Raw genomic sequence first — 26,062 nt, 5'->3', positions numbered from 1 at the left:
AGGTTTTTGTATTGCTTGTCAGACCGCCATCGGCGCGGTCATTGGCGCATGGTGCTCATAGCCTTCCAGCGAGAAATCGCTCGGCTCCACCAGCTCCAGCCACTCCGGCTGGTACACACCGGTCTTGGCAAACTCCGGTACACGATCGGAGATTTTCAGTTTCGGCATGGCAAACGGCTCGCGCTTGAGCTGTTCGTTGAGCATGTCCAGGTGATTCTCGTAGACGTGCGCATCACCGATGAAATAGGTGAACCAGCGCGGCGTGTAGCCGGTCAGGCGCCCGATCAGGCTGAGCAGCGCAGCGCCTTCGGTGAGGTTGAACGGCGTACCCAGACCCAAGTCGTTGGAGCGGATGTACAGGGTCAGGGAGATCTCTTTGGTCTCGACGTTCGGGTGGAACTGGTACAGCAGATGGCATGGCGGCAGGGCCATTTCATCGAGCTGGGCGACGTTCCAGCCGTGGAACAGGATGCGGCGGCTGCCCGGATCGTTGATGATCGTGTCGACGCACTGGCGCACCTGATCGATGGCTTTGTACAGCACCACGTAGGCCTGGCCGTCTTCTTCGCCCTGGGCGATCTGCTTGTAGCCATTGCTCAGGGTCTGTTCGATGGCGGCGGTGTTGCTCAGCGGGATCTGCTTGTACGCCGGCCATTTGCGCCATTGCACGCCGTAGATTTCGCCGAGGTCGTCTTCGCCCTGACGGAACGGATTGGCCAGCCACTGCGCGTTTTCGTTGGCGTTCTGGTCCCAGACCTTGCAGCCCAGCGCACGGAATTCAGCGGCGTTGTTCACCCCACGCAGAAAACCGCACATCTCACCGATGGCCGATTTGAACGCCATCTTGCGGGTGGTGATCGCCGGAAAGCCTTCCTGCAGATCGAAACGCAGCATCGCCCCCGGGAAGCTGATGGTGTTGATGCCGGTGCGGTTGGCCTGTTTGCTGCCGTTCGCAATGACGTGCGAGACCAGTTCGAGATATTGCTTCATGAGTTACCTGTGTCCTTTGAGCCCCGGCGTCGCGCGCCGGGGTTCGTAGTTTAAGCGGTCGGCGCGAGCGGCGCTGCCGGCGCACGACGATAGGCCAGCCAGATCAGGAACAGCCCGCCGACGATCATCGGTACGCACAGCACCTGACCCATGGTCAGCCAGTTCCAGGCCAGGTAGCCCAGTTGCGCGTCCGGTACGCGGACGAACTCGACGATGAAACGGAAGATGCCGTAGAACAGCGCGAACATGCCCGATACGGCCATGGTCGGACGCGGCTTGCGCGAGAACAGCCACAGGATCAGGAACAGCGCCACGCCTTCGAGCGCGAACTGATACAGCTGCGACGGGTGACGCGGCAGCTGCGCCGGATCGCTGAACGGCGGAAAGATCATCGCCCACGGCACGTCGGTCGGCTTGCCCCACAGCTCGGCGTTGATGAAGTTGCCGATACGCCCGGCGCCCAGGCCGATCGGCACCATCGGCGCGACGAAGTCCATCAGTTGGAAGAAGGTCTTGCCGTTACGCTTGCCGAACCACAGCGCGGCGAGCATCACCCCGATGAATCCGCCGTGGAACGACATGCCGCCCTTCCACACTTCGAAAATCAGTGTCGGGTTGGCGATGTAGGCGCTCAGGTCATAGAACAGCACGTAACCCAGACGGCCACCGACAATCACCCCCATCGACAGCCAGAACACCAGATCGGAGAGCTTCTCCTTGGTCCAGGTCGGGTCGAAGCGGTTGAGCCGGCTCGACGCCAGCAGCCATGCGCCGCCGATGCCGACAAGGTACATCAGACCGTACCAGTGGATTTTCAGCGGACCGATGGCCAGGGCCACCGGGTCGATCTGCGGGTAAGGCAGCATTGCGACTCCTCGTTAGAGTTGAAAGCAGAATTCCCGGGCGACGCTGCCACCTCAGGATTAAGTCAGGATTGCGGTCTGTTCTGAACCCGAAGCTCAGAGCAGAAAATTCAGGCCAACGCAGAACAGCAAAGCGGCGAACAGTCGTTTCAGCAAGCGTGGCGACAACCTGTGCGCCAGACGCGCGCCGAGACGGGCGAACACCATGCTGGTCAGGGCAATGCCCAACAGCGCCGGCAAATAGACAAAACCGAGACTATGAGCTGGCAACAACGGATCGTGCCAGCCCAGAATCATGAAACTTGATGCACTGACCAGGGCGATCGGCAGGCCACAGGCTGACGAGGTCGCCACAGCTTGCTGCATTGGCACGCTGCGCCAGGTCAGGAACGGCACGGTCAGTGAACCACCGCCGACGCCAAATATCGCCGAAGCCCAACCGATCACGCTCCCCGCCACGGTCAGACCGAGTTTGCCGGGGACGGTTCGACTGGCCTTGGGCTTGATGTCCAGCGCCAACTGTAGCGAGATCACCAAGGCAAATACGCCGATGATCTTTTGCAGGTTCGGCCCGGAAATCGCCTCCGCCGTCAGCGCACCGAAACCGGCGCCTAGCAGTATGCCAACCGCCATCCACTTGAAGATCGGCCAGCGCACCGCACCACGTCGATGGTGTTCACGCACGGCATTGACCGAAGTGAAGATGATGGTCGCCAGCGATGTCCCTACCGCCAGATGCGTGAGGATCGACTGATCGAAGCCCTGCAAGGTAAAACTGAACACCAGCACCGGGACAATAATGATCCCGCCGCCCACCCCGAACAGCCCGGCCAGCACGCCCGCACAGGCGCCCAACGCCAGATAGAGCAGAAATTCCACGGCCGTCTCCCAGACGCATCCCCAAAACCGGAGCGGCATGGTAACGGATGCATGCCCTTTGGCTCCACTGACGATGGATGCACGGACGCCGACTGCGTAGAGTGAGCAGAAAACACACAAGGACCACCTTATGTGCCTGATCGTTTTCGCCTGGCGCCCGGGCCATGCCCAGCCGCTGATCGTCGCGGCCAACCGTGACGAGTTCTACGCCCGCCCGAGCCTGCCGCTGGCGCCATGGGCCGACGCGCCGCACGTGCACGCGGGGCGCGATCTTGAGGCGGGCGGCACGTGGCTTGGGATTGGCGCCAACGGGCGCTTCGCCGCGCTGACCAATATCCGCGACCCGCACCAACCGCCGGCGCGCAAGTCGCGGGGCGAACTGGTGGCGCGGTTTCTCACGGGTGATGCTTCGATTGATGATTATTGGCGCGATGTGGTCGGTCGCTCGCCGGAGTACGCCGGGTTCAACCTGCTGCTGGGCAATGCCCATGAGCTGTGGCACTTCAATGCGCGGACGTCGGAACCGGTGATGCTCGAGCCGGGGCTCTACGGGCTATCGAATGCCGGGCTGGATACGCCGTGGCCGAAGTTGCTCAAGGCCAAGGCAGCGCTGAGCGCGGTGCTGGATGATCCACAGCCCGCGCGGTTGCTGGACTTGCTGGGCGATGCGCAGACCGCGCCGTTTGCCGAATTGCCGGACACCGGGGTCGGGCTGGCTACAGAATCGCTGCTGTCGAGTGTGTTTATTGCCAGCCAGAGTTACGGGACTCGGGCGAGTACGGCGTTGATCGTGCAGGCGGATGGCACGCGGCGGATGGTGGAGCGCAGTTTCGGGCCGTATGGCGGGCATTTGGGCGAGGTGGAGATCAATACCTGAAAGTGAGCAACCATTGTGGCGAGGGAGCTTGCTCCCGCTCGGGTGCGAAGCAGCCGCAACCCAGCCAATGCGATCTCTCAGAAGAATCTCATTGACCGGATTGGGAGCGCTCCGCACTCAAGCGGGAGCAAGCTCCCTCGCCACAGGGTCATCAGCCTTTCAGAGGGCCTTGTTGACCGCCGGCGGATTCATCTTCGACAGCCCGAGATTCTTCAGCGCCAGTTGCAGCGAACTGTGGATCACTTGCGGGTTGTCGATCTTCATCAGCTCCGCCAGCAGATCCTTGGCCTTGCTCAGGTTGATCTGACGCAGCATCCACTTCACTTTCGGCAGGTTGGTGGCGTTCATCGACAGGCTGTCGAAGCCCATCGCCATCAACAGCACCGCCGCTGCCGGATCACCGGCCATTTCGCCGCAGATGCTCACCGGTTTGCCTTCGGCATGTGCGTCGCGCACCACGGTTTGCAGGGCTTGCAGCACCGCAGGGTGCAGGTAGTCGTAGAGATCGGCCACTCGCGGGTTGTTGCGATCGACCGCCAGCAGGTACTGAGTCAGGTCGTTGGAGCCGACCGACAGGAAGTCCACCTGCCGCGCCAGCTCCTTGGTCTGATACACCGCAGCCGGAATCTCGATCATCACCCCGATCGGCGGCATCGGTACGTCGGTGCCTTCGTCGCGCACTTCGCCCCAGGCCCGGTGGATCAGGTGCAGGGCTTCTTCGAGTTCGTGGGTGCCGGAGATCATCGGCAGCAGGATCCTCAGGTTGTTCAGGCCTTCGCTGGCCTTGAGCATCGCGCGGGTCTGCACCAGGAAGATTTCCGGGTGGTCGAGGGTCACGCGAATCCCGCGCCAGCCGAGGAACGGGTTGTCTTCTTTGATCGGGAAGTACGACAGCGACTTGTCACCGCCGATGTCCAGGCTGCGCATGGTCACCGGTTGCGGATGGAACGCGGCAAGCTGCTCGCGGTAGATCGCCAGCTGTTCCTTTTCGCTCGGGAAGCGCTGGTTGATCATGAACGGCACTTCGGTGCGATACAGGCCGACACCTTCGGCGCCGCGCTTCTGCGCCCGCGCCACGTCCGCCAGCAGCCCGGTGTTGACCCACAACGGCATGCGATGGCCATCGAGGGTCACGCACGGCAGATCACGCAGGGTGTCGAGGCCCAGCGCCAGTTGTTTCTCTTCTTCGACCACTTCGGCGAACTGCTTGCGCAGCACATCGCTGGGGTTGGTGTAGACCTCGCCGCGGGTGCCATCGACGATCACCTCGATGCCGTCGACCTTGGCGTACGGCAGGTCGACCAGGCCCATCACCGTCGGAATGCCCATGGCCCGGGCCAGGATCGCGACGTGGGAGTTACCCGAACCGAGGACCGACACCAGACCGACCAGCGTGCCTTCCGGCACCTCGCCGAGCATGGCCGGCGTCAGCTCTTCGCTGACCAGAATGGTTTTCTCCGGGTAGACCAGGTTCTGCTGACGCTCTTCCTGCAAGTAGGCCAGCAGACGCCGGCCGAGGTCTTTGACGTCCGACGCACGCTCGCGCAGGTAGGCGTCGTCCATCAGTTCGAAACGGTTGACGTGCTCGGTGACCACCTGACGCAGCGCGCCCTGGGCCCACTGGCCGGTCTTGATCACGGTGGTGATTTCGCTGCCCAGCGAGGCATCGTCGAGCATCATCAGGTAGACGTCGAACAGCGCACGTTCTTCCGGGCGCAACTGGGTGGCGAGTTTGGCGGACAACGCGCGCATGTCGGCGCGCACGCCTTCGATGGCGGTCTTGAACAGCGCCAGCTCAGCGTCGATGTCGGTGATGTGCTTGTCCGGCACAACGTCCAGGTCCGCGGGCGGCAACATGACCACTGCAGTCCCGACCGCCGCACCCGGCGAGCCCGGTACGCCGACGAACTTGGCTTCCTGAATGCCCTTGCCCTGACGGCCCAGACCACGGATCGACCCGGTGGCCTCGGCGTGGGCGATAACGCCGGCGAGCTGCGCACTCATGGTCACGAGGAAGGCTTCTTCACCTTCGTCGAACTGGCGGCGTTCTTTCTGCTGGATGACCAACACGCCGACGACGCGGCGGTGGTGAATGATCGGCGCCCCGAGGAAGGAGGCGTAGCGCTCCTCGCCGGTCTCGGCGAAGTAGCGGTAGCGCGGGTGATCCGCGGCGTTTTCGAGGTTCAGGGGTTCTTCACGCGTGCCGACCAGACCCACCAGACCTTCGTTGGGTGCCATGCTGACCTTGCCGATCGAGCGCTTGTTCAAGCCCTCGGTGGCCATCAGGACGAAGCGGTTGGTCTCGGGATCAAGCAGGTAGACCGAGCAGACCTGGCTGCCCATGGCCTCTTTGACGCGCAACACAATAATCCCCAACGCCGCCTTGAGATCCTTGGCGGAGTTAACTTCCTGGACGATCTTGCGCAGCGTATTGAGCATGGCTCGGGGTCGAACTCCGTCGTCAGTCGCGCGCTAAAAGGCGCGGGGCAAGCTCTTTGAGGGCGCGTCGATACACCTCGCGCTTGAATGTCACCACCTGGCCCAACGGATACCAATAACTGACCCAGCGCCAGCCATCGAACTCCGGTTTACCGGTCAAATCCATCCGCACCCGCTGCTCGTTGGAGATCAGGCGCAGGAGAAACCATTTCTGTTTCTGGCCGATGCACAGCGGTTGGCTGTGGGTACGCACCAGACGTTGCGGCAAACGATAGCGCAACCAGCCCCGCGTACAGGCCAGTATTTCAACATCTTCACGTTCCAGGCCAACTTCTTCGTTCAGCTCGCGGTACAAGGCGTCTTCCGGCGTCTCCTCGGGGTTGATTCCCCCTTGTGGAAACTGCCAGGCATCTTGATTGATACGGCGAGCCCATAGCACCTGGCCGGCGTCATTCGTCAGAATGATCCCGACATTGGGGCGGAAACCATCGGGGTCGATCACGGCAACAACCTCGCAAACGCATGTCGCCGCATTGTTCCACAAAGCTTGATAAGGCGGCAACGAAGGTTCCTACCTTATGTGCACTCTTGTGAAAAGACCGTATTCTTGTCGCCTTTTTACTGACTTTTCAGCGGGTAACTGCAATGCGCCTGGCTCTATTCGATTTGGACAACACCCTTCTGGGCGGCGACAGCGATCACGCCTGGGGCGACTATCTGTGCGAACGCGGCTTCCTTGATCCGGTGGCGTACAAGACGCGCAACGACGAGTTCTATCAGGATTACCTGGCCGGCCAGCTGGATAACGCCGCGTACCTGAACTTCTGCCTGGAAATCCTCGGCCGCACCGAAATGGCCGTGCTTGAGCAGTGGCATAACGACTACATGCGCGACTGCATCGAACCGATAATGCTGCCCAAGGCGCTGGAACTGCTGAAAAAGCACCGCGACGCCGGCGACAAACTGGTGATCATCACCGCCACCAACCGCTTCGTCACCGCGCCGATTGCGGTGCGCCTGGGCGTTGAAACCCTGATCGCCACCGAGTGCGAGATGATCGATGGCCGCTACACCGGACGCAGCACTGACATTCCGTGCTTCCGCGAAGGCAAGGTGACGCGCCTGAATCGCTGGCTGGAGGAAACCGGGTATTCGCTGGATGACAGCTATTTCTATAGCGATTCGATGAATGATTTGCCGTTGCTGGAGCAGGTGGCGAATCCGGTGGCCGTAGACCCGGATCCGAATCTGCGGGCCGAGGCCGAGAAGCGCGGATGGCCAGTCATTAGTCTGCGCGGCTGATATAGCTATCGCTGGCAAGCCAGCTCCCACAGGTTTTTCAGGTGGTCACACCATTTGTGTTCGCTACAGATCCTGTGGGAGCTGGCTTGCCAGCGATTGAAGCAACGCAGTCTCAGCCTTAAACAGGCTTGGCGCCCATCAACCCGGCAATGGCGATAAAGCAGACAAAGCTGAACAACGCCAAGGCAAAACTGAACCTGCCAACCCCACCCGGCGCCTTGCGCAACCGATTCAACCGCACCAGCAACCAGAACCACGCCAGCGCGGCCACGGTGTACAGCACGCTTGAGGCCAGCAGCCAGGTTTGCCCCAGCGGCCAGCCGACCAGATGCACCATGCCCCAGCCGGTGAACGGCATGCTCAACAGCGCCAGGCCCATCAACAGCCAGATGAACACCCGTGGCCGTTGCAAGGTGCGACTACCGGCCGTTGCATCACCTTTGCGGCGCGCCAGAAAAACCCAGATCCCCAGCCCCAGCGCACTGGCCAGCAACACCACGGTGGCGACCATGTGCGCGGTTTTCAGGGCGGTTAACGTTTCCATTGTTCGATTTCCTTATGGCCTGCCCATCAGCGTAGCCGCTCAGCCAAGAAACAGCTTATAGGCCGCGTTGTCGCTTTCGTCCCAGTACGGGTAGCCGATCTCCGCCAGCGCCGCCGGTACCAGATGACGCTCGTCATGCGGTACTTGCAGACCTGCGACGACACGGCCATCCGCCGCACCATGGTTGCGGTAATGGAACATCGAGATGTTCCAGCGTCCGCCGAGCTTGTTGAGAAAGTTGAACAGCGCGCCCGGGCGCTCCGGGAATTCGAAGCGCAGCACCACTTCATCGACCACCTGCGCCGCGCGCCCGCCGACCATGTGGCGGATGTGCAGCTTGGCTAGCTCGTTGTCGGTCAGATCGATGACCGGAAAGCCCTGCTCGGCCAGACTCGCCAGCAGTGCGCTGCGCGGATCGTTTTCCGGGTGCGTCTGCACGCCGACGAAGATGTGCGCTTCGCTGCCGGTGTTGTAGCGGTAATTGAATTCGGTGATCTGGCGCTTGCCGATCGCTTCGCAGAAGGCCTTGAAGCTGCCGGCCTGCTCCGGAATGGTCACGGCGATGATCGCTTCGCGGCCCTCGCCCAGCTCGGCGCGCTCGGCGACGTGGCGCAGGCGGTCGAAGTTGACGTTGGCCCCGGAGTCGATGGCGACGAAAGTCTGGCCGCTGACACCACGCGACTCGACGTATTTCTTGATCCCGGCCACGCCCAGGGCACCGGCAGGTTCGGTGATCGAGCGGGTATCGTCGTAGATATCCTTGATGGCCGCGCAGATCTCGTCGGTGCTGACGGTGATCACTTCGTCGACGTAATCCTTGCAGATGTCGAAGGTGTGTTGGCCGATCTGTGCCACCGCCACGCCGTCGGCGAAGATGCCCACGGTCGGCAGAACCACGCGCTCACCGGCGGCCATGGCCGCTTGCAGGCAGTTGGAGTCGTCCGGCTCGACGCCGATGACCTTGATGTCCGGACGCAGGTATTTCACGTATGCCGCGATGCCGGCAATCAGACCGCCGCCGCCCACCGGCACGAAGATCGCGTCCAGCGGTTGCGGGTGCTGGCGCAGAATTTCCATCGCCACGGTGCCCTGCCCGGCAATGGTGTGCGGATCGTCGTACGGGTGGATGTAGACGTAGCCCTTCTCGTCGACCAGTTTCAGCGAATAGGCCAGCGCTTCCGGGAACGAATCGCCGTGCAGCACGACTTTACCGCCGCGCGAACGCACGCCTTCGACCTTGATCTCCGGGGTGGTCTTGGGCATCACGATGGTCGCTTTCACGCCCAGCACTTTCGCCGCCAGCGCCAGACCCTGCGCATGGTTGCCCGCCGACGCGGTGACCACGCCACGGGCGCGCTCTTCGTCCGTCAGCTGGGTCAACTTGTTGTAGGCGCCGCGAATCTTGAACGAGAACACCGGCTGCAAGTCTTCGCGCTTGAGCCAGATGTCATTGCCCAGCCGCTCGGAGAGCTGGCGAGCGTTCTGCAGCGGGGTTTCTACGGCAACGTCATAAACGCGCGAGGTGAGGATCTTTTTGACGTACTGTTCGAGCATCGGAAAGCATCACTGGCGATTGGGCGGGACCGACGAGTCTAACCCGGCTTTTGGGCGCACGACCACACTGAACAGGGGGTTTTAGGGTGTGGAGACCTATTGTGGCGAGGGAGCTTGCTCCCGCTCGGCTGCGCAGCAGTCGTAAATCAGAACATACGATTTGTCTGAAAGAATGCAAAAGGACCGCTTCGCGCTCCAGCGGGAGCAAGCTCCCTCACCACAGGAGTGTTTCCCCCTGCCTTGTCGCGGGGCCTATAATGCCGGCCTTTCCGTTCTCCCCTTGCCCGCTTCCGGAGCCCGCATGACCCAGGATCAACTCAAACAGGCAGTGGCTCAGGCCGCCGTCGACTTCATCCTTCCGAAACTCGACGACAAGAGCATCGTCGGGGTCGGCACCGGCTCCACCGCCAACTGCTTCATCGATGCCCTGGCCCAGCACAAGGGCGCGTTCGATGGCGCGGTTGCCAGCTCCGAAGCCACTGCCGCGCGCCTCAAGGGCCACGGCATTCCGGTGTATGAACTGAACACCGTCAGCGACCTGGAGTTCTACGTCGACGGCGCCGATGAAAGCGACGAACACCTGAACCTGATCAAGGGCGGCGGCGCCGCCCTGACCCGCGAGAAGATCGTCGCGGCCGTGGCCAAGACCTTCATCTGCATCGCCGATGCCAGCAAACTGGTGCCGGTGCTGGGCGAATTCCCGCTGCCAGTGGAAGTGATTCCGATGGCTCGCAGCCACGTCGCCCGCCAGCTGGTGAAACTGGGCGGCGACCCGGTTTACCGCGAAGGCGTGCTGACCGACAACGGCAACATCATCCTCGACGTACACAACCTGCAGATCACCAACCCGGTGGAACTGGAAGCGCAGATCAATGCGATCGTCGGCGTGGTCACCAACGGTCTGTTCGCGGCGCGGCCGGCGGATCTGTTGCTGTTGGGTACCAGCGAAGGTGTGAAGACCCTCAAAGCTGAATAATCCAGGCTGCCCACATTTTTATGGGCAGATGAAAAAACCTGTGGGAGCGAGCTTGCTCGCGAAAGCGTCGTGTCAGGCAATGAATGGGCTGACTGATCTGACACATTCGCGAGCAAGCTCGCTCCCACAGTGTTTTGTGGTGTTAGTCAAGGTTGCGCAGGTTTCCTGAAGACGTAGAACAAGTTCGGCTCACTCACCAGATACAACGTCCCGTCGTCATCCATCGCAATGCCCTCGGCCTGCGGTACGCTCTTCTGTAAACCCTGCCGCCCCTTGTTCAGCGACAAGGTACTCAGCGGCCGCCCGTCCACATCCAGCTCCAGAATCAGCCCCGACTCGTCGGACAGCGCCAGCAAATGGCCGCTGCGCTCGTCGTATTGCAGGCTCGACAGATCGCGCACGAACATCCTGGCATCGCGCTTGGGGTTGTTGATCACGTGCACCGCGTAGGACTTTTCCGGATTGAAGTGCGGAAAACCGTGCACCTCATAAATCAGCATGGGGTCACGCTCCTTGGCGACGAACAGGCGCTTGCCCACCGAGTCATAGGCCAGGCCTTCGAAGCCCTTGTTACCGCTCATGTGCACGCCGAGGGTCATCTGTTCAGCGTCCGCCGCATCGAGAAACGCAGTGTCCTGCTCAAGATGAACCTTGATCAGGCGTTGCTGGCGCTCGTCGGTGATCACATAGGTGTCGGCGCTGATGAACTCCACCGCTTCAGGATCGCCGAAGCCGATCAGCGCGATGCGCCGCAGGATTTTGCCGTCGAGGGACAACTCGACCAACTCGGCATTCTTGTTGGTCACGGTGAACAGGCTTTTGCGCACCGGATCGTAGGTCAGCGCCGAGACATCGTCGTTCAGGCCGTCGATGATCCTGGCCTCGACCTCGACCCGGTATTGATCCAGACCAATGGCCTCGTTGCTCAACGGCTGCCAAAAGGTATGCAGATTGAACCAGGCGCGCTCGAACAGGCGCAGGTATTGGCCGATCGCGATCAACACGATCAGGACAACAACCGACAGGATGATAAACAGGGGCTTGGGACGGGCAAGTCGACGCATTCAGGCAGGCTCGGGATCAAAACAGGCGGATGAAATATCACGCCTGTCTGAACTGAAGCTTAATGGCCACTTGCCCTTTCCCACAACAGAACCGTGCAGGAGCTGCCGAAGGCTGCGATCTTTTGATCTTGATCTTGAAAAACAAAAGCAAAAGATCGCAGCCTGCGGCAGCTCCTGCAGGGGAGAGATTCGGGCTGCTACTTTTGCTTTTCGAAGCGATAGAACAGGTTCGGCTCGCTGACCATGTACAGCGTACCGGCGTCGTCCATGGTCACGCCTTCGGCGCGGGGGATGGTGTCCTTCAAACCATTGAAGCCGCCAAGCAGGGTCATGAAGCTGACCTGCTCGCCCTTCTCGTCCAGTTCCAGCAACAGATGCGAGTCAGCAGACAGCACCAGGGTGTGGCCGGTACGCGGGTCGATGGCCAGCGCCGAGAGGTTGCGGATATCCAATTCATCATTGGCAAGCTTCTGCTTGTCGCCCTTGAGGATCTGGCTACCGTCGCTTTTCCAGGTAAACAGCGCAGGCGGACGCTCTTCGCCCAGCAACAACTGCTGGTTGCGCGGATCCCAGGTGATTGCTTCGAACGCCTTGTTCTGGTTTTTCGACGGGCCGAGGTCGTATTTCGGGAAATCGGCGATATTCAGTTCGCGAGTGCTGGCATCGACCTTGACGATGGTCAGCAGGTGCTCGCGCTCATCGACGATCGCCATCAGGCCGTTTTCCATCACGGTCACGCCTTCGGGGTTGGTCCAGCCCACCAGCGGCATCTTGCGCAGCACATCACCTTGCAGAGTCAGCTCGACCAGGAACGGATTCTTGCCCATCACCGAAAACAGGGTTTTGGTCTGCGGGTTGTAGGACAGGTCCGAGGCCTCGTCCTTTTCCATGCCCGGCAGCAGTTTGCCGTCGATGACTGCGCGATAGTCCGGCAGCCAGATACTCGCCTTTTGCTCGGTCTGGCTCTCGAAACGCTCACGCAGCCACAGCAGGCCACGGTCGTCCCAATGCATGATATGCGCCACGCCATAAGCGACAGCGAGCACCAGCAACAGCCAGACATACCAGCGCAGGGCGAAACGTGAGCGACGAGGAGGATTGAGCTGAGTGTGAGCTGACATCAGGGACGCATTCCGAAAATTCAGGCTATGGGTAATAGCACAAAGAGGCCGGCTCAGACGCCAGAATGAGAGGAATTATCCGGACAGAATGTGAAAAAAACGGCAAATGGCGGGATTGGCGTGTGCTGCCAGCAATCTTCAGGGCACCTCAAAGCAATGTGGGAGCGAGCACTGTGGTGAGGGGATTTATCCCCGATGGGCTGCGAAGCGGCCCCAAAAACTGGGACTGCTGCGCAGGCCATCGGGGATAAATCCCCTCACCACAACAGGCTCGCTCCCACAGGGTGTTACGGTTTCGCGGTCAGCGCACGCTGCTGCTGAAGCTGCTCGCGCCAACCAGTTCCAGCACGATGTCGTCGCCGACATTCAGCGGGCCGACGCCCACTGGCGTGCCAGTGAGGATCACGTCGCCGGCCTGCAGCGAGAAGCAGCCAGCCATGTGCTGGATCATCGGCACGATCGGGTTGAGCATGGCGCTGCTGTTGCCGTCCTGACGCACTTCGCCGTTGATGGTCAGGCGGATGCCGATGTCGGTCAGGTCCGGGAAAGTGCTGCCGACCACGAACGGTGCGATCACCGCTGCGCCATCGAACGACTTGGCAATTTCCCATGGCAGGCCCTTGGACTTGAGCTCGGCCTGCTTGTCGCGCAGGGTCAGGTCCAGCGCCGGGGCGAAACCGGAGATCGCGTCCAGCACTTCTTCGCGGCTCGGTTTTGTCGACAACGGCTTGCCGATCAACACGGCGATTTCCGCTTCGTAGTGCACCGAACCGCGCTCGGTCGGAATGCTGAAACCGTCTTCCAGCGGCACCACACAACTGCCCGGCTTGATGAACAGCAACGGTTCGGTAGGAACCGGATTGTCCAGTTCCTTGGCGTGTTCGGCGTAATTACGCCCGATGCAGACCACTTTCCCGATCGGGAAGTGGATGCGCGTGCCGTCGACATACTGGTGCTGATAGCTCATTTACCGATTCCTGCCTTCATTGATTCAGGGGATTGCCAATCAAACCGCGAAGATCTTGCCCGGGTTCATGATGCCATTCGGGTCGAACACCGCTTTGACCGCTTTCATGTACTCGATTTCGACCGGTGAACGGCTGTACGTCAAGTAGTCGCGCTTGGTCATGCCCACGCCGTGCTCGGCGGAGATCGAACCGTTGTATTTCTCGACGGTTTCGAACACCCACTTGTTGACGGTCGCGCACTTGGCGAAAAACTCGTCCTTGCTCAGGTTATCCGGCTTGAGAATGTTCAGGTGCAGGTTGCCGTCGCCAATGTGGCCGAACCAGACGATTTCGAAGTCCGGGTAGTATTCGCCGACGATCGCATCGATTTCCTGCAGAAATGCCGGGACTTTCGACACGGTGACCGAGATGTCGTTCTTGTACGGCGTCCAGTGCGAAATGGTCTCGGAGATGTACTCGCGCAGCTTCCACAGGTTCTGCAACTGGGTTTCGCTCTGGCTCATTACACCGTCCAGCACCCAGCCCTGCTCGACGCAGTGTTCGAAAGTTTCCAGCGCCGTGTTGGCCACTTCTTCGCTGGTCGCCTCGAATTCCAGCAGCGCGTAGAACGGACACTCGGTCTCGAACGGCGCCGGCACATCACCACGGCCCAGCACTTTGGCCAGGGCCTTGTCGGAGAAGAATTCGAACGCGGTCAGGTCGAGTTTGCCCTGGAAGGCGTGCAGCACCGGCATGATCGAGTCGAAGTCGGCGGTGCCGAGGACCATCGCGGTGAGGTTTTTCGGCGCGCGATCCAGGCGCATGGTCGCTTCGACCACGAAACCGAGGGTGCCTTCGGCGCCGATGAACAGCTGGCGCAGGTCGTAGCCGGTGGCGTTCTTGATCAGGTCCTTGTTCAGCTCCAGCACATCGCCCTTGCCGGTGACCACTTTCATCCCGGCGACCCAGTTGCGGGTCATGCCATAGCGAATCACCTTGATCCCGCCGGCATTGGTGCCGATATTGCCGCCAATCTGACTGGAACCGGCGGAGGCGAAGTCCACCGGGTAGTACAGGCCGTTTTCTTCGGCGACGTTCTGCAAATGTTCGGTGACAACGCCCGGCTGACACACGGCGGTGCGGTCGGTGAGGTTTACGTCGAGAATCTGGTTCATGTAGTCGAACGAGACGACCACTTCGCCATTCGCGGCCACCGCGGCGGCGGACAGCCCGGTGCGTCCGCCGGAAGGCACCAGCGCCACCTTATGGGTGTTGGCCCAGCGGACGATGGCCTGCACCTGTTCGATGGTCTTGGGGAACACAATGGCGCACGGTGCGGGCGCGAAGTGCTTGGTCCAATCCTTGCCGTACGCATTCAGGGAGTCGGCGTCGGTCAGGACCTTGCCAGGCTCGACCAGGGTCTTCAGTTCATCAATCAGGGCAGGATTGGTCATCGACAGAACTCTCGAACAATTCATGGTCATCCTGAAGACGCTTCACGTCGCAGGAATGAGTGTTTAGCGGGGTGGCTATGCTAGCATACCGACCCCGCAGGCCAGTGCCCAAGGCCAGTTCTGCGGTGACGGCTTTCTTGTCGTCCAGGTCAATGTCTGTTGACCATTTCCTGCCATTTTTCTCCGGGATACAGGTTTACGCAGATGAGCAAGACTTCTCTCGATAAGAGCAAGATCAAGTTCCTTCTTCTCGAAGGCGTCCACCAATCGGCTGTCGACGTCCTCAAGGCGGCGGGCTACACCAGCATCGAATACCTGACAGGCTCCTTGCCGGAAGCCGAGCTCAAGGAAAAGATCGCTGACGCTCACTTCATCGGCATTCGTTCGCGCACCCAACTGACCGAAGAGATCTTCGATCACGCGAAGAAGCTGGTCGCGGTCGGCTGTTTCTGCATCGGCACCAACCAGGTTGACCTGAGTGCTGCCCGCGAGCGCGGTATCGCCGTGTTCAACGCGCCGTACTCCAACACCCGCTCCGTCGCGGAACTGGTACTGGCCGAAGCGATCCTGCTGCTGCGCGGCATTCCGGAGAAAAACGCTTCCTGCCACCGTGGCGGCTGGATCAAGTCCGCAGCCAACTCCTTCGAGATCCGTGGCAAGAAACTCGGCATCGTCGGCTACGGCTCGATCGGTACTCAGCTGTCGGTTCTGGCGGAAGGCCTGGGGATGCAGGTGTTCTTCTACGACACCGTGACCAAGCTGCCGCTGGGCAACGCCACTCAGGTCGGCAACCTGCACGAGCTGCTGGGCATGTCCGACATCGTTACCCTGCACGTACCGGAAACCGCGGCGACCCAGTGGATGATCGGCGAGAAGGAAATCCGCGCCATCAAGAAGGGCGGCATCCTGATCAACGCCGCGCGCGGCACCGTGGTCGAGCTGGACGCCCTGGCGGACGCGATCAAGGACAAGCACCTGATCGGCGCGGCCATCGACGTGTTCCCGGTGGAGCCTCGCTCCAACGACGAAGAGTTCGAAAGCCCGCTGCGTGGCCTGGACAACGTGATCCTGACCCCGCACATCGGTGGCTCGACTGCCGAAGCGCAGGCCAACATCGGTCTGGAAGTGGCGGAAAAACTGGTCAAGTACAGCGACAACGGTACCTCCGTATCGTCGGTGAACTTCCCGGAAGTGGCCCTGCCGGCCCACCCTGGCAAGCACCGTCTGCTGCACATCCACGAGAACATTCCGGGCGTGATGAGCGAGATCAACAAGGTCTTCGCCGAAAACGGTATCAACATCTCCGGTCAGTTCCTGCAGACCAACGAGAAAGTCGGTTACGTGGTGATCGACGTCGACGCCGAGTACTCGGAGCTGGCGCAAGAGAAGCTGCAACACGTCAACGGTACTATCCGTAGCCGCGTGTTGTTCTGATCGAACGCCGAGCAATGAAAAAGGGAGCCCCTCGGGGCTCCCTTTTTCATGCCGGCTGAAAAGTCATTTCACCGTCACGGTGATCTTTTCCGAAACGATTGGCGGATCGAAGGCCATGTGGCCCTTGTCGCCCAGTTCCAGCTGCAAGGTGTGCTTGCCAGGCGTCAGGGTCAGTTCGGTCTCGGTTTGGGCCTTGCCGAAGTGAATGTGGTTGGCATCGGTCGGGATTACGCTGCCCGCCGGAACGATTTCCTTGGCATCGACCAGCAGGTGATGGTGCCCGGTATTGGCGGTAGGGTCGCCCGCCGGCGCAAGGGCAATGCCTTTGACTTCAAACTTGACCTTGAATGTCTTGTCCACAACGGCACCGCTGCTCGGCTCGACGATACTCACTGAAGCACCGGCCGGCGCCGGGGTCGCTGCACTGGCCAGCACTGAAACACCCATCAACAGGCCAGCCAAGGCTGCTCGTGACATAAACGTTTTCATTCTCTTCTCCAGTTTTTCCGTAAAATCCGCGCGGTCATGACAACTTCATGACCATTCGTTGTCGAAGGCACTCGACAACCATAGCAAAGCGAGCCTGACTCAGAGCATCGCGATAATGATTTCAAAGGAGTGACCATGCGTTTTCTGCCTGGCCTGATCTGCCTGCTACCCCTTTTGAGCCCTCTGGCTCACGCCGAACTGATTGATGACGTCAACGACCGTGGCGAGTTGCGCATTGCCCTTGAGGCTAATACACCGCCCTTCAATTTCAAGGATGGCGACACACTCACGGGGTTCGAGGTCGAGCTTGGGCAACTGCTGGCCAACGAGCTGGATGTGCGCGCCGACTTCATCGTCACCGACGAAGCCGACCTGCTCCAGGGCGTTGAAAGCGGCAAGTACGACGTTGCGCTCAACCACATAGCACTGACACCTGAACTCAAGGATCGTTTCGACTTCAGCGAGTCTTACGGCAAGGTCGATTCGCAGTTGTGGGCAAAGAAGGATGAGCAGCCACGGCCGATGGTGCTGGTGCAGGCACTGACCGAGGAGAAGCCGAAGGCGACCCCGGTGGAGCTGGCGATTCCGTTTCAGAAGGGCAACCCGGCGTTTCATGCCAGCCTGGAAGGTGCGTTGCAGCGGATCAAGGCGGATGGACGCTTGGCGGCGTTGTCGCAAAAGTGGTTCAGCGAACCGTAGGAGCTGCCGCAGGCTGCGATCTTTTGATCTTGATCTTGATTTTGAAGATCAAGAGATCGCAGCCTCGTTTCACTCGGCAGCTCCTACAGGGGGTTTGTGGTGGGCTTTTAGTCGAGGTGGGTCAGGGCCATTGCGGCCTGCGACAGCTCGAGTTCACTGAAGATTTGCACCCCATGGCGTTTAAGCAGCGCAGCCGTCACGCCTTCGCCACTGACCTTCACCCCACTGAACGTCCCGTCATAAGTCAGCAAATTCCCGCAGGAAGGACTGTTGGCCTTGAGCACCGCGACGCGGATGCCATATTTGTGCACCAGCGCCAGCGCCTGCCGCGCGCCGTCGAGAAACTGCGCGCTGACGTCCTCGCCTTCGGTGGTGATCACCGCCGCCGTGCCATCGAGCACTTCGGCTCCCTGCCCGCCGGGGATTTCCGCCGCTGCACGCGGGGTCGGCAAACCGCCAGCCACTTCCGGACACAGCGGCACTACACGGCCCTCGGCGATCCACTGTTCGAGCAGATCGAACGGCCCGCTGGCCCCGCCGTCGTAGCGCACGCGGTGGCCCAACAGGCAGCGGCTGACCAGAATCTTCTGCATATCAGAACGGCTCGTTGCCACGGCGGCGGAACCAGCCGGTCAGCGACAGGCGCTCGCGGTTGGCCGGCAACACTTCATGGGGCACTTCGCCGGAGAGAAACACCACCAGACAGCCGCCAGTGGGTTGCACGTCATGCACCCGGTCTTCGTCCAGATACATGCGCAACTGACCGCCGTCTTCCGGCAGCCACGCGTCATTGAGGTAGACCACCGCCGAGACCATGCGCCGGTCATCATCGCGAAAACGGTCAACGTGCTTGCGGTAAAACGCACCCGGCGGGTATAGGGCGAAGTGGCACTCGAAATCCTCCAGCCCCAGGAACAAGCCGCGATTGAGCGCCTCGCGCAGGCTGTCCATCAGGTGCAGATAACGGTCGCTGGCTTCGGCCTGGCCCGGGTCGATCCACTGGATGTGGTCGCCACGAATGCCCTCGCGAATCTCCGAAAACGGCCCACGACCCACCGCTGCCGGCGCCAGCTCGCCCTCGGCCTCACGTTTGCGGCACTCGGCCGCCAGCTCGCGGGTCAAACCTGCGGGCAGGAAAATGTTCTGCTGCGACCAGCCATGCTCGGCCAGGTCGTCGACGATGCGTAACAGCAGCGGGTGTTCGGAGGATATTTGCATGGCGCGCATAGTATGCCGGCGGCAAGAAATCCGACAGAGCCACGCGGCGGCTTGATACGAATTCTCGACAAGTACCGGCACCGCACGGAGAATAGTCCGCTGCTGACAGGAGTCCCTATGCGCCGTTTGCTTTTTTCACTGTTGATGTTCTGCGTTTTGCCCGCTTGGGCGGACGGCCACGATCAGTTGTACAAGATCGCCGGCTGGCCAGATCAACGTGCGCATTTCAATGATGCCCTGAGTGCCGCGCAGCAGCGCTACCAGAACAACCTGCCGCCAGCGGTGTTCCAGGCCCTGGTCAACAACAGCAACCAGCGCTTCGCCCCGCAGGCCATGGATCAGCGTGCCGAAGCGCAATTGCGCCAGCACCTTGCCGATCCACAACCGGCACTGACCTTCTTTCAATCGCCACTGGGCAAGAAAATCGTCGCTGCTGAATTGCTTGCCACCCGTCGCGATCAACTGGCGAAGAACGCCAAGGGCTTGCCAAAAATGCAGGTCAGCGACAGCCGTTTGCTGATCATCGGCCATCTGGCGCAAGCGCTGCCGGCGCGCGAAGCCGGTGCCGAGGTCAGCCTGGCGATTGCCGGCGTGGCGGCGGACAGTTTGAGTTCGATGATTCCTGGCCTGCTCGGCGGCGGTCAGGCGCAAGGCATGCTGAACGGCCAGCGCCAGCGCCTGATGGACCAGATCGGCGCCGATTTGAATAACACGCTGCTCTACGTTTATCGCGATCTGTCGGATGACGAACTGGAGCAGTTTGCGACCTTTGCCGAATCCAGCGAGGGCAAGGCGTATTACCAGGCGGCGCTGGCGGCGATTCGCGCGGGGTTGGCGGTGGGGCAAAGCTCCTCGAACCTCAGCCAGTGATCTTTATCGCCTGACCGGCCGCCTTCGCGAGCAAGCTCGCTCCCACATGTTGATCAGGTCTCCTGTGGGAGCGAGCTTGCTCGCGAAGAGGCCTTAACAGACGCTATAGATTCCGCCCCCTGATCCGCTTGTTCAGAAACTCGAAATACTCCTCACGCATCTCCAGCGTCTCGTTCGCCAGATGATGCCGCGCCTCCGGCAGCAGCAGTATCTGCGGCCGGTCGAACTTCCACTTCAGCACCTGCAAGTTGTGCTGCCAGTCCACGGTCATGTCCGCCTGCCCCTGAATGATCAGCGGCCGTCGCGGACTTTTTTTCGCGTGTTCGACGCGGATGATCCAGCGCGACAGCGCACCGACCCACGCGGTCGGCAAGCGCTTGGGCTGTAACGGATCGGTCTGCAGGAACGGCAGGAAATCCGGGTCGTTGGAGTTCTCGCTGAAGCGCCGGGTGACGCCCCGCACGAAAGGCCTCAGTAAATAATAACTGAGCTGCGACCAGCCCCAGGCGCGCGGACGCACCAGCGGCGCCAGCAGGATCAATTGCCCCTGCGCCGGACTGTTCTCGCCATGGTTGAGCACATGGTCGACGACGATCGCGCCGCCAGTGCTTTGTCCGCACAGGTGCCAGGGCTGCGGCAGGGCAATCGAACTGGCTTCAGCGAACAATGCCTGCAAGGTGTCCTGATATTCGGAGAAGTCGCGGATGCTCGCCCGCGCTCCGCTCGACAAACCATGGCCCGGCAAGTCGCAGGCGATGACGGCAAAATCCTGATCCAGCGCCCACTCGATCACATGCCGATACAGCCCGGTGTGATCGTAAAAACCGTGCAGCAGAAACAGCGTGCCCTTGACCTTCTCCGGCCACCAGCAATGGCTGACCAGTTCGTAACCATCGACTTCGAAACGGCCCATGCCGCGCCAGACATCGCGCTCGGGGAAGTCGGTTTTATAAAACCGCTGATACGCCTTGGCCTCGTCCGACAACGGCTGCCACTGGGCCAAAGGCTTGAGGCTGGCGCGTAAATGATCGGCATCGAAAGTGTCAGGCATGCGGGTATTCCAAAGCGGTAAACAGACTTTATCGGCCTGCGATATTCATCTGTTGCGACAAGCATGGCAAGCTAGCCCACCTTCGAGGACCCAAAAACCATGCGCTCGCCCTACCGCACCGCACTGTTTGCCAGCCTGCTCGCGCTTGTGTGTGCCGGGGTGCTGTGGGCGGCGTACGACTGGTTTCAGGGGCGTTATCTGCGCGCGTTCAGTCAGCACACGGCGGTGTTTTCCGGGGATCCGTTGCGTCTGCCGGTTGAGCTGGCCGGTCCCGGCAAAATCCGTCTTGTGCATTTTTGGGATCCGGCCTGCCCGTGCAACGTCGGCAATCAACAGCACCTGACGGAAATGGTCGAGCAGTTCGGCGCGCGCGGTGTGGAATTCTTCGCCGTGCAGCGCGCCGGCTCCCACGGCCAGTTGCCCGCCACCCTGAGCAATCTGAAAACCATTGTGGTGTTGCCCGGTTCCGAGCAGGTACCGGCCAGCCCCGCCGTGGCGATCTGGGACCGCAGCGGCAAACTGGCGTACTTCGGCCCGTACAGCGAAGGGCTGACCTGCAACTCCAGCAACAGCTTTATCGAACCGATCCTCAACGCGCTGATGGATGATCGCCCGGTCAACGCTACGCATACCCTGGCGGTCGGTTGTTATTGCCCGTGGCCGGTGGTGGTGCAGTAAGGCATTCCGGACTTTTCGAGGACAGCGATGCACGGCACGGAAGGTCTGTGCTAATTGTTTGCAGCCCGACGGGCGGCAATCCCGCATGCACAAGGAGTCACCATGAAACGCGTGTTCACCGTTCTTGCCTTGCTCATCGTTGTCCTGCTCATCGCCATCGGCGGTTACGTCTACAGCAAGCAACCGACGCGTCAGGGCCAGGTGGAGCTGCGCAATCTGCAGGGTTCGGTGACCGTGCGTTACGACGAACGCGGGGTGCCGCATATTCGTGCCGAGAACGAATCCGATCTGTATCGCGCCCTCGGCTACGTGCACGCTCAAGACCGGTTGTTCCAGATGGAAGCCATGCGCCGCCTCGCGCGCGGCGAGCTGGCCGAAGTGCTCGGGCCGAAGCAGCTCGACACCGACAAATTGTTTCGCAGCCTGCGCATCCGCGAACGCGCTGCCAGCTATGTCGCCAGTCTCGATAAGCAATCCCCGGCGTGGAAGGCCCTGCAAGCCTATCTGGACGGCATCAACCAATATCAGGACAGCCACGCCGCGCCGATCGAGTTTGACGTGCTGGGCATCCCCAAACGGCCGTTCACCGCCGAAGACAGCATCAGCGTCGCCGGTTATATGGCCTACAGCTTTGCCGCCGCGTTTCGCACCGAGCCACTGCTGACTTACGTGCGCGATCAACTCGGCGCCGATTACCTCAACGTCTTCGACCTCGACTGGCAGCCCAAGGGCGTGCTTGCCAAAGGTCACGCCAACAAGACGCCGGCCCTCGCCGCCAGCGACTGGAAAGACCTCAACGCCCTCGCCCGCCTCAGCGAGCAGGCGCTGATTGAAAACGGCCTGCCGCAATTCGAAGGCAGCAACGCCTGGGTGATCGCCGGCAGCCGCAGCCAGAGCGGCAAACCGCTGCTGGCCGGTGATCCGCACATTCGTTTCTCGGTGCCGTCGGTGTGGTACGAGGCGCAACTGTCGGCGCCGGGGTTTGAGTTGTACGGCCATCATCAGGCGCTGGTGCCGTTCGCGTTCCTGGGGCACAACGTGGATTTCGGCTGGAGCCTGACCATGTTCCAGAACGACGATTTGGATCTGATCGCCGAGAAGGTCAACCCGGACAATCCGAATCAGGTCTGGTACCACGGCCAGTGGACCGATCTGGTCAGCACCGAGCAGCAGATCGCGGTGAAGGGCCAGGCGCCGGTGAAGCTGACCTTGCGTCAGTCGCCCCACGGCCCGATCGTCAACGACGCCCTCGGCACTGCTGCCGGTAAAACACCGATCGCCATGTGGTGGGCGTTCCTCGAAACACCGAACCCGATTCTCGAAGGTTTCTACCAGCTCAACCGCGCCGACACCCTGGCCAAGGCCCGTGCGGCGGCAGCCAAGGTGCAGGCGCCGGGGCTGAACATCGTCTACGCCAACGCCAAGGGTGATATCGCCTGGTGGGCCTCGGCGCTGTTGCCGAAACGCCCGGCCGGGGTAAAGCCGGAGTTCATTCTCGACGGCAGCAGCAATCAGGCGGACAAGGACGGCTACTACCCGTTCAGCGCCAACCCGCAGGAAGAAAATCCGGCGCGCGGCTACATCGTCTCGGCCAACTTTCAGCCGCTGTCGCCGACCGGGATGGAGATTCCCGGCTACTACAACCTCGCCGATCGCGGTCAGCAGCTCAATCGCCAGCTGAGCGACAAGAGCGTGAAATGGAGCAACGAGGCCAACCAGAAGCTGCAACTGGGCACCACCACCGCCTACGGCCCGCGTACCCTGGCGCCATTGCTGCCAGTGCTGCGGGAAGTGGTGAGGGATCCGGCGCAGCTGAAACTGGTCGAGCAACTGGCGCAGTGGCAAGGCGACTATCCGCTGGATTCGGTCAGCGCCACAGTGTTCAACCAGTTCCTCTACGACCTCGCCGATGCGGCGATGCGTGATGAGCTGGGCAACGATTTCTTCGAGACTTTGCTGTCGACCCGGGTGATTGATGCAGCCCTGCCGCGCCTGGCGGCGAACGCGGATTCGCCCTGGTGGGACAACCGCAACACGCCGAACAAGGAAACTCGTGCCGACATCGTCAAAGCGGCGTGGCAGGCGAGCATGACGCACCTGAAACAGAGCTTCGGCGACAATCCGTCCGACTGGCAATGGGGCACGGCGCACACCCTGACCCATGGTCATCCGTTGGGACAACAGAAGCCGCTGGACCGCATCGTCAATGTCGGACCGTTCGCCGCGCCGGGCAGTCATGAAGTGCCGAACAACCTTTCGGCCAAGCTCGGCCCGGCGCCGTGGCCGGTGACTTACGGGCCTTCGACGCGGCGCCTGGTGGACTTCGCCGACCCGGCGCACAGCCTGACCATCAACCCGGTTGGCCAGAGCGGCGTGCCGTTCGACAGCCATTACGACGATCAGGCCGAGGAGTACGTCGAGGGGATGTACGTGCAGGCGCACTTCAGCGAGGAAGAGGTGACGGCCAATACTCGCAGTACGTTGAAGCTGTTGCCGGCAAGGTCTACGCAGTAGTCTTGTGCTGACAGCACCGGCCCCTTCGCGAGCAAGCTCGCTCCCACATGGGAATGCATTTCAAATGTGGGAGCGAGCTTGCTCGCGAAGGGGCCACCAGCCACACCGCAAGAACTCAGAGCATCAACGCAAAATTCAGCCGAAACTGCTGCGGCGTCACGCCCAATCGACGGTTGAACACACTGCGCATGTGCTGCGCATCGCGAAACCCGCACTGATAGGCCACGGTCTTCAGCGGTGCCGTGGTGCTTTCCAGCAGTACTCGCGCCGCATCCACTCGCGCACTTTCGACGAACTCTGCCGGGGTGACCCGAGCCTCACGGGCGAACACCCGGGAGAAGTTGCGCGCACTCATGTTCGCCGCGTTCGCCAGATCGGCAATCGTCAGATCGCCGGTGAGGTTGGCCAGCACATACAACTGCACCATCGCCACCGCCGACGTCGGCTCCGCATGCGGCGTGAGGAACGGGCTGAACTGCGATTGCCCGCCAGAACGCTGGGTGAATACCACCAGCCGCTTGGCCACACTCAGCGCCACTTCAGCGCCGTGATCGCGGGCCAGCAGGTACAGCGACAGATCGATCCCGGCGGTGACCCCGGCCGAGGTGTAGAGCGCACCGTCTTCGACGTACAGGCGATCGGCCTCGACTTGGGTCGATGGACACAACTGTGCCAAGGCTTCGGCATCGTTCCAGTGGGTGGTCACGGTGCGCCCTTCCAGCAACCCCGCCCGCGCCAGCATGAACGCGCCGTTGCAGATCGAGCCGAAACGCCGTGCACGCGCGCAGGCCTCGCGCAGCCAAGTGTCGAATGGCTTGCCGAAATCCATGAACGGCAACTGCGGGCCGCCGGCGACGAGCAACAAGTCATAAGCATCCGGCGCTTCGCTGAAATGCCGGTGAGCGCTGAGGTTCAGGCCATTGGAGCAAGCCATCGCCCCACGTTCGAGGCCGATGACCTCCAGCCGATAGTGATCCTCAGGCGGCAGAAAACGATTGGCCTCGGCAAACACATCCATCGGCCCGCTGACATCCAGCGCCTGCACGCCGGGAAATACCACGATGGCGACGTTTTTGTTCATAAGCCTCCTGGGGAATTTTTGTGGCGAGGGGATTCATCCCCGATCGGCTGCGCAGCAGTCGTAAATCCTCACTGCGCGATTCACCTGATACACCGAAACAGCAGGTTTTGGGACTGCTGCGCAGTCCATCGGGGATAAATCCCCTCACCACAGAGGAGCGCGGTAAGTGCTCAAGCCGTGAGTTGGCACGATTTGCAGGTCGATTGGCAAGGATCGCAGCCATGCGTTGATTGTCCGTTTAGTGCCTCGGGGAACAGACTTTGTCCATCAGCGCCACGACGGCGTTTTCGACGAGGAAACACCTTATGAGCACGACCATTGCCGGCATCAAGATCCCCGACAGCGCCCTCGCCCGGGCCACCACCGAGTACATTCGCGACATCGAATCCGACCTGCTCTACCACCACTCGCGCCGGGTATTTCTGTTCGGTGCCTTGAGCGGTGAGCGCCGGCAACTGGCCTACAACCCGGAGCTGCTGTACGTCGGCGCGATGTTCCATGACCTCGGGCTGGTCGAAGGCTATCGCAGCGCCGACGAGCGTTTCGAAGTGGATGGCGCCAACGCGGCAGCGGCGTTTCTCAAGCCGTACGGTCTGAGCGATGACGATATCGAGCAGGTGTGGCTGTCGATTGCCCTGCACACCACGCCGGGGGTGCCGAAGCATTTGCGGCCGACCGTGGCGCTGGTCACCGCCGGGGTTGAGATGGACGTGCTGGGCATGGATTACGCGGCGTTCAGCAGCACCCAGCGCGAGGCGGTGGTGCATGCGCATCCACGCGGAGAAGGTTTCAAGGAATGCATCATCTGCGCGTTTGCCGACGGCTTGCGCCATCGCCCGCAGACCACGTTCGGCAACGTGAAGACCGATGTGCTGGTGGATCAGGAGCCGGGGTTCAAGCCGATGAACTTTGTTGAAGTCATCCGCCAGTCACCCTGGATTTCCTGAGCCCGAAAGCAAAAGATCGCAGCCTGCGGCAGCTCCTACAGTGGAATGCGATCCCTGTAGGAGCTGCCGCA

At 61.3% G+C, this 26,062-nt stretch carries 25 protein-coding genes; 9 read left to right on the top strand and 16 right to left on the bottom strand.

Going from position 1 to position 26,062, the window contains the following annotated elements:
- Window positions 1-18 precede the first annotated feature (18 nt).
- The 3 genes from PMI25_RS10640 to PMI25_RS10630 form a co-directional block, all read right to left on the bottom strand.
- The gene (locus tag PMI25_RS10640) at window positions 19-990 is read right to left on the bottom strand and encodes a thymidylate synthase (RefSeq protein ID WP_007965583.1); all 972 of its coding nucleotides are present in this window, start codon (window positions 988-990) and stop codon (window positions 19-21) included.
- A gap of 50 nt (window positions 991-1,040) precedes the next feature.
- The gene (gene lgt / locus PMI25_RS10635) at window positions 1,041-1,856 is read right to left on the bottom strand and encodes a prolipoprotein diacylglyceryl transferase (RefSeq protein ID WP_007965581.1); all 816 of its coding nucleotides are present in this window, start codon (window positions 1,854-1,856) and stop codon (window positions 1,041-1,043) included.
- 93 nt (window positions 1,857-1,949) lie between these two features.
- On the bottom strand, window positions 1,950-2,732 hold the full coding sequence (locus tag PMI25_RS10630) for a sulfite exporter TauE/SafE family protein (protein ID WP_007965580.1): 783 nt from the start codon (window positions 2,730-2,732) through the stop codon (window positions 1,950-1,952).
- Window positions 2,733-2,862: 130 nt separating this feature from the next.
- On the opposite strand from PMI25_RS10630, the gene PMI25_RS10625 reads away from it, so the two are divergent.
- Window positions 2,863-3,609, top strand: coding sequence for an NRDE family protein (locus tag PMI25_RS10625; RefSeq protein WP_007965579.1), 747 nt, complete (start codon window positions 2,863-2,865; stop codon window positions 3,607-3,609).
- A 159-nt stretch (window positions 3,610-3,768) separates the two neighbouring features.
- Here the strand turns inward: PMI25_RS10625 and ptsP are convergent, their stop codons facing one another.
- Entirely contained in the window at window positions 3,769-6,048 is a 2,280-nt protein-coding gene (gene ptsP / locus PMI25_RS10620; protein ID WP_007965577.1) for a phosphoenolpyruvate--protein phosphotransferase, read from the bottom strand.
- A 22-nt stretch (window positions 6,049-6,070) separates the two neighbouring features.
- The gene (locus PMI25_RS10615) at window positions 6,071-6,550 is read right to left on the bottom strand and encodes an RNA pyrophosphohydrolase (protein WP_003229203.1); all 480 of its coding nucleotides are present in this window, start codon (window positions 6,548-6,550) and stop codon (window positions 6,071-6,073) included.
- Between the two features lie 143 nt (window positions 6,551-6,693).
- Here PMI25_RS10615 and PMI25_RS10610 point away from each other — a divergent pair, with 143 nt between their 5' ends.
- The gene (locus PMI25_RS10610; protein ID WP_007965576.1) at window positions 6,694-7,350 is read left to right on the top strand and encodes an HAD family hydrolase; all 657 of its coding nucleotides are present in this window, start codon (window positions 6,694-6,696) and stop codon (window positions 7,348-7,350) included.
- Between the two features lie 118 nt (window positions 7,351-7,468).
- Here PMI25_RS10610 and PMI25_RS10605 read toward each other — a convergent pair whose 3' ends face one another.
- Window positions 7,469-7,894, bottom strand: coding sequence for a DUF2269 domain-containing protein (locus PMI25_RS10605; protein WP_007965575.1), 426 nt, complete (start codon window positions 7,892-7,894; stop codon window positions 7,469-7,471).
- A 39-nt stretch (window positions 7,895-7,933) separates the two neighbouring features.
- Entirely contained in the window at window positions 7,934-9,448 is a 1,515-nt protein-coding gene (gene ilvA / locus PMI25_RS10600) for a threonine ammonia-lyase, biosynthetic (RefSeq protein WP_007965574.1), read from the bottom strand.
- Between the two features lie 301 nt (window positions 9,449-9,749).
- Here ilvA and rpiA point away from each other — a divergent pair, with 301 nt between their 5' ends.
- Complete coding sequence (gene rpiA, locus PMI25_RS10595) at window positions 9,750-10,424, top strand: ribose-5-phosphate isomerase RpiA (RefSeq protein WP_007965573.1); 675 nt, start codon at window positions 9,750-9,752, stop codon at window positions 10,422-10,424.
- A 146-nt stretch (window positions 10,425-10,570) separates the two neighbouring features.
- Here rpiA and PMI25_RS10590 read toward each other — a convergent pair whose 3' ends face one another.
- The 4 genes from PMI25_RS10590 to PMI25_RS10575 all read right to left on the bottom strand — a co-directional run bounded on the left by PMI25_RS10590 (window position 10,571) and on the right by PMI25_RS10575 (window position 15,010).
- Window positions 10,571-11,488 (bottom strand): SdiA-regulated domain-containing protein, encoded by a 918-nt coding sequence (locus PMI25_RS10590; RefSeq protein ID WP_007965572.1) that lies wholly within the window; start codon window positions 11,486-11,488, stop codon window positions 10,571-10,573.
- A gap of 197 nt (window positions 11,489-11,685) precedes the next feature.
- Window positions 11,686-12,609 carry an SdiA-regulated domain-containing protein gene (locus PMI25_RS10585; RefSeq protein ID WP_007965571.1) on the bottom strand — a complete coding sequence of 308 codons (924 nt, stop codon included), beginning with the start codon at window positions 12,607-12,609 and terminating at the stop codon, window positions 11,686-11,688.
- A gap of 301 nt (window positions 12,610-12,910) precedes the next feature.
- On the bottom strand, window positions 12,911-13,576 hold the full coding sequence (locus PMI25_RS10580) for a fumarylacetoacetate hydrolase family protein (RefSeq protein ID WP_007965570.1): 666 nt from the start codon (window positions 13,574-13,576) through the stop codon (window positions 12,911-12,913).
- A gap of 39 nt (window positions 13,577-13,615) precedes the next feature.
- Complete coding sequence (locus PMI25_RS10575; RefSeq protein WP_045122034.1) at window positions 13,616-15,010, bottom strand: FAD-binding oxidoreductase; 1,395 nt, start codon at window positions 15,008-15,010, stop codon at window positions 13,616-13,618.
- A gap of 204 nt (window positions 15,011-15,214) precedes the next feature.
- Between PMI25_RS10575 and serA the strand changes: the two genes are divergently transcribed.
- On the top strand, window positions 15,215-16,444 hold the full coding sequence (serA, locus tag PMI25_RS10570; protein WP_003229219.1) for a phosphoglycerate dehydrogenase: 1,230 nt from the start codon (window positions 15,215-15,217) through the stop codon (window positions 16,442-16,444).
- 63 nt (window positions 16,445-16,507) lie between these two features.
- On the opposite strand, the gene PMI25_RS10565 is transcribed toward serA, so the two are convergent.
- Window positions 16,508-16,933, bottom strand: a complete 426-nt coding sequence (locus PMI25_RS10565) for a DUF4399 domain-containing protein (RefSeq protein ID WP_007965567.1) — start codon at window positions 16,931-16,933, stop codon at window positions 16,508-16,510.
- A 135-nt stretch (window positions 16,934-17,068) separates the two neighbouring features.
- Between PMI25_RS10565 and PMI25_RS10560 the strand changes: the two genes are divergently transcribed.
- Window positions 17,069-17,632 carry a transporter substrate-binding domain-containing protein gene (locus tag PMI25_RS10560; protein ID WP_007965565.1) on the top strand — a complete coding sequence of 188 codons (564 nt, stop codon included), beginning with the start codon at window positions 17,069-17,071 and terminating at the stop codon, window positions 17,630-17,632.
- A 107-nt stretch (window positions 17,633-17,739) separates the two neighbouring features.
- On the opposite strand, the gene PMI25_RS10555 is transcribed toward PMI25_RS10560, so the two are convergent.
- On the bottom strand, window positions 17,740-18,225 hold the full coding sequence (locus PMI25_RS10555) for a DUF523 domain-containing protein (RefSeq protein ID WP_007968019.1): 486 nt from the start codon (window positions 18,223-18,225) through the stop codon (window positions 17,740-17,742).
- A gap of 1 nt (window position 18,226) precedes the next feature.
- On the bottom strand, window positions 18,227-18,859 hold the full coding sequence (locus PMI25_RS10550; protein WP_007968017.1) for a 2OG-Fe(II) oxygenase: 633 nt from the start codon (window positions 18,857-18,859) through the stop codon (window positions 18,227-18,229).
- Between the two features lie 108 nt (window positions 18,860-18,967).
- Here PMI25_RS10550 and PMI25_RS10545 point away from each other — a divergent pair, with 108 nt between their 5' ends.
- Complete coding sequence (locus tag PMI25_RS10545) at window positions 18,968-19,720, top strand: DUF2059 domain-containing protein (protein ID WP_007968015.1); 753 nt, start codon at window positions 18,968-18,970, stop codon at window positions 19,718-19,720.
- 103 nt (window positions 19,721-19,823) lie between these two features.
- On the opposite strand, the gene PMI25_RS10540 is transcribed toward PMI25_RS10545, so the two are convergent.
- Window positions 19,824-20,771, bottom strand: coding sequence for an alpha/beta hydrolase (locus PMI25_RS10540; protein ID WP_007968013.1), 948 nt, complete (start codon window positions 20,769-20,771; stop codon window positions 19,824-19,826).
- Window positions 20,772-20,870: 99 nt separating this feature from the next.
- Between PMI25_RS10540 and PMI25_RS10535 the strand changes: the two genes are divergently transcribed.
- Entirely contained in the window at window positions 20,871-21,449 is a 579-nt protein-coding gene (locus tag PMI25_RS10535; protein WP_007968011.1) for a DUF6436 domain-containing protein, read from the top strand.
- Window positions 21,450-21,551: 102 nt separating this feature from the next.
- Entirely contained in the window at window positions 21,552-23,963 is a 2,412-nt protein-coding gene (locus PMI25_RS10530) for a penicillin acylase family protein (RefSeq protein ID WP_007968009.1), read from the top strand.
- 115 nt (window positions 23,964-24,078) lie between these two features.
- On the opposite strand, the gene PMI25_RS10525 is transcribed toward PMI25_RS10530, so the two are convergent.
- Complete coding sequence (locus tag PMI25_RS10525) at window positions 24,079-25,044, bottom strand: GlxA family transcriptional regulator (RefSeq protein WP_007968007.1); 966 nt, start codon at window positions 25,042-25,044, stop codon at window positions 24,079-24,081.
- A gap of 305 nt (window positions 25,045-25,349) precedes the next feature.
- Between PMI25_RS10525 and PMI25_RS10520 the strand changes: the two genes are divergently transcribed.
- Window positions 25,350-25,991: an HD domain-containing protein gene (locus tag PMI25_RS10520; protein WP_007968005.1), complete on the top strand. Its 642-nt coding sequence runs from the start codon at window positions 25,350-25,352 to the stop codon at window positions 25,989-25,991.
- The last annotated feature ends 71 nt before the right edge of the window (window positions 25,992-26,062 follow it).

Source organism: Pseudomonas sp. GM30, from assembly GCF_000282275.2.
Taxonomy (GTDB): Bacteria; Pseudomonadota; Gammaproteobacteria; order Pseudomonadales; family Pseudomonadaceae; genus Aquipseudomonas.
The sequence above is the reverse complement of the archived record's forward strand: the minus strand, read 5'-3'. Positions and strand labels throughout refer to the sequence as shown.

What these genes read in the sequence shown, in the direction of transcription:
- PMI25_RS10640 (WP_007965583.1), bottom strand. Translation starts at nt 990, where the DNA reads ATGAAGCAATATCTCGAACTGGTCTCGCACGTCATTGCGAACGGCAGC.
- lgt (WP_007965581.1), bottom strand. Translation starts at nt 1,856, where the DNA reads ATGCTGCCTTACCCGCAGATCGACCCGGTGGCCCTGGCCATCGGTCCG.
- PMI25_RS10625 (WP_007965579.1), top strand. Translation starts at nt 2,863, where the DNA reads ATGTGCCTGATCGTTTTCGCCTGGCGCCCGGGCCATGCCCAGCCGCTG.
- ptsP (WP_007965577.1), bottom strand. Translation starts at nt 6,048, where the DNA reads ATGCTCAATACGCTGCGCAAGATCGTCCAGGAAGTTAACTCCGCCAAG.
- PMI25_RS10610 (WP_007965576.1), top strand. Translation starts at nt 6,694, where the DNA reads ATGCGCCTGGCTCTATTCGATTTGGACAACACCCTTCTGGGCGGCGAC.
- PMI25_RS10605 (WP_007965575.1), bottom strand. Translation starts at nt 7,894, where the DNA reads ATGGAAACGTTAACCGCCCTGAAAACCGCGCACATGGTCGCCACCGTG.
- ilvA (WP_007965574.1), bottom strand. Translation starts at nt 9,448, where the DNA reads ATGCTCGAACAGTACGTCAAAAAGATCCTCACCTCGCGCGTTTATGAC.
- rpiA (WP_007965573.1), top strand. Translation starts at nt 9,750, where the DNA reads ATGACCCAGGATCAACTCAAACAGGCAGTGGCTCAGGCCGCCGTCGAC.
- PMI25_RS10590 (WP_007965572.1), bottom strand. Translation starts at nt 11,488, where the DNA reads ATGCGTCGACTTGCCCGTCCCAAGCCCCTGTTTATCATCCTGTCGGTT.
- PMI25_RS10585 (WP_007965571.1), bottom strand. Translation starts at nt 12,609, where the DNA reads ATGTCAGCTCACACTCAGCTCAATCCTCCTCGTCGCTCACGTTTCGCC.
- PMI25_RS10580 (WP_007965570.1), bottom strand. Translation starts at nt 13,576, where the DNA reads ATGAGCTATCAGCACCAGTATGTCGACGGCACGCGCATCCACTTCCCG.
- PMI25_RS10575 (WP_045122034.1), bottom strand. Translation starts at nt 15,010, where the DNA reads ATGACCAATCCTGCCCTGATTGATGAACTGAAGACCCTGGTCGAGCCT.
- serA (WP_003229219.1), top strand. Translation starts at nt 15,215, where the DNA reads ATGAGCAAGACTTCTCTCGATAAGAGCAAGATCAAGTTCCTTCTTCTC.
- PMI25_RS10565 (WP_007965567.1), bottom strand. Translation starts at nt 16,933, where the DNA reads ATGAAAACGTTTATGTCACGAGCAGCCTTGGCTGGCCTGTTGATGGGT.
- PMI25_RS10560 (WP_007965565.1), top strand. Translation starts at nt 17,069, where the DNA reads ATGCGTTTTCTGCCTGGCCTGATCTGCCTGCTACCCCTTTTGAGCCCT.
- PMI25_RS10555 (WP_007968019.1), bottom strand. Translation starts at nt 18,225, where the DNA reads ATGCAGAAGATTCTGGTCAGCCGCTGCCTGTTGGGCCACCGCGTGCGC.
- PMI25_RS10550 (WP_007968017.1), bottom strand. Translation starts at nt 18,859, where the DNA reads ATGCGCGCCATGCAAATATCCTCCGAACACCCGCTGCTGTTACGCATC.
- PMI25_RS10545 (WP_007968015.1), top strand. Translation starts at nt 18,968, where the DNA reads ATGCGCCGTTTGCTTTTTTCACTGTTGATGTTCTGCGTTTTGCCCGCT.
- PMI25_RS10540 (WP_007968013.1), bottom strand. Translation starts at nt 20,771, where the DNA reads ATGCCTGACACTTTCGATGCCGATCATTTACGCGCCAGCCTCAAGCCT.
- PMI25_RS10535 (WP_007968011.1), top strand. Translation starts at nt 20,871, where the DNA reads ATGCGCTCGCCCTACCGCACCGCACTGTTTGCCAGCCTGCTCGCGCTT.
- PMI25_RS10530 (WP_007968009.1), top strand. Translation starts at nt 21,552, where the DNA reads ATGAAACGCGTGTTCACCGTTCTTGCCTTGCTCATCGTTGTCCTGCTC.
- PMI25_RS10525 (WP_007968007.1), bottom strand. Translation starts at nt 25,044, where the DNA reads ATGAACAAAAACGTCGCCATCGTGGTATTTCCCGGCGTGCAGGCGCTG.
- PMI25_RS10520 (WP_007968005.1), top strand. Translation starts at nt 25,350, where the DNA reads ATGAGCACGACCATTGCCGGCATCAAGATCCCCGACAGCGCCCTCGCC.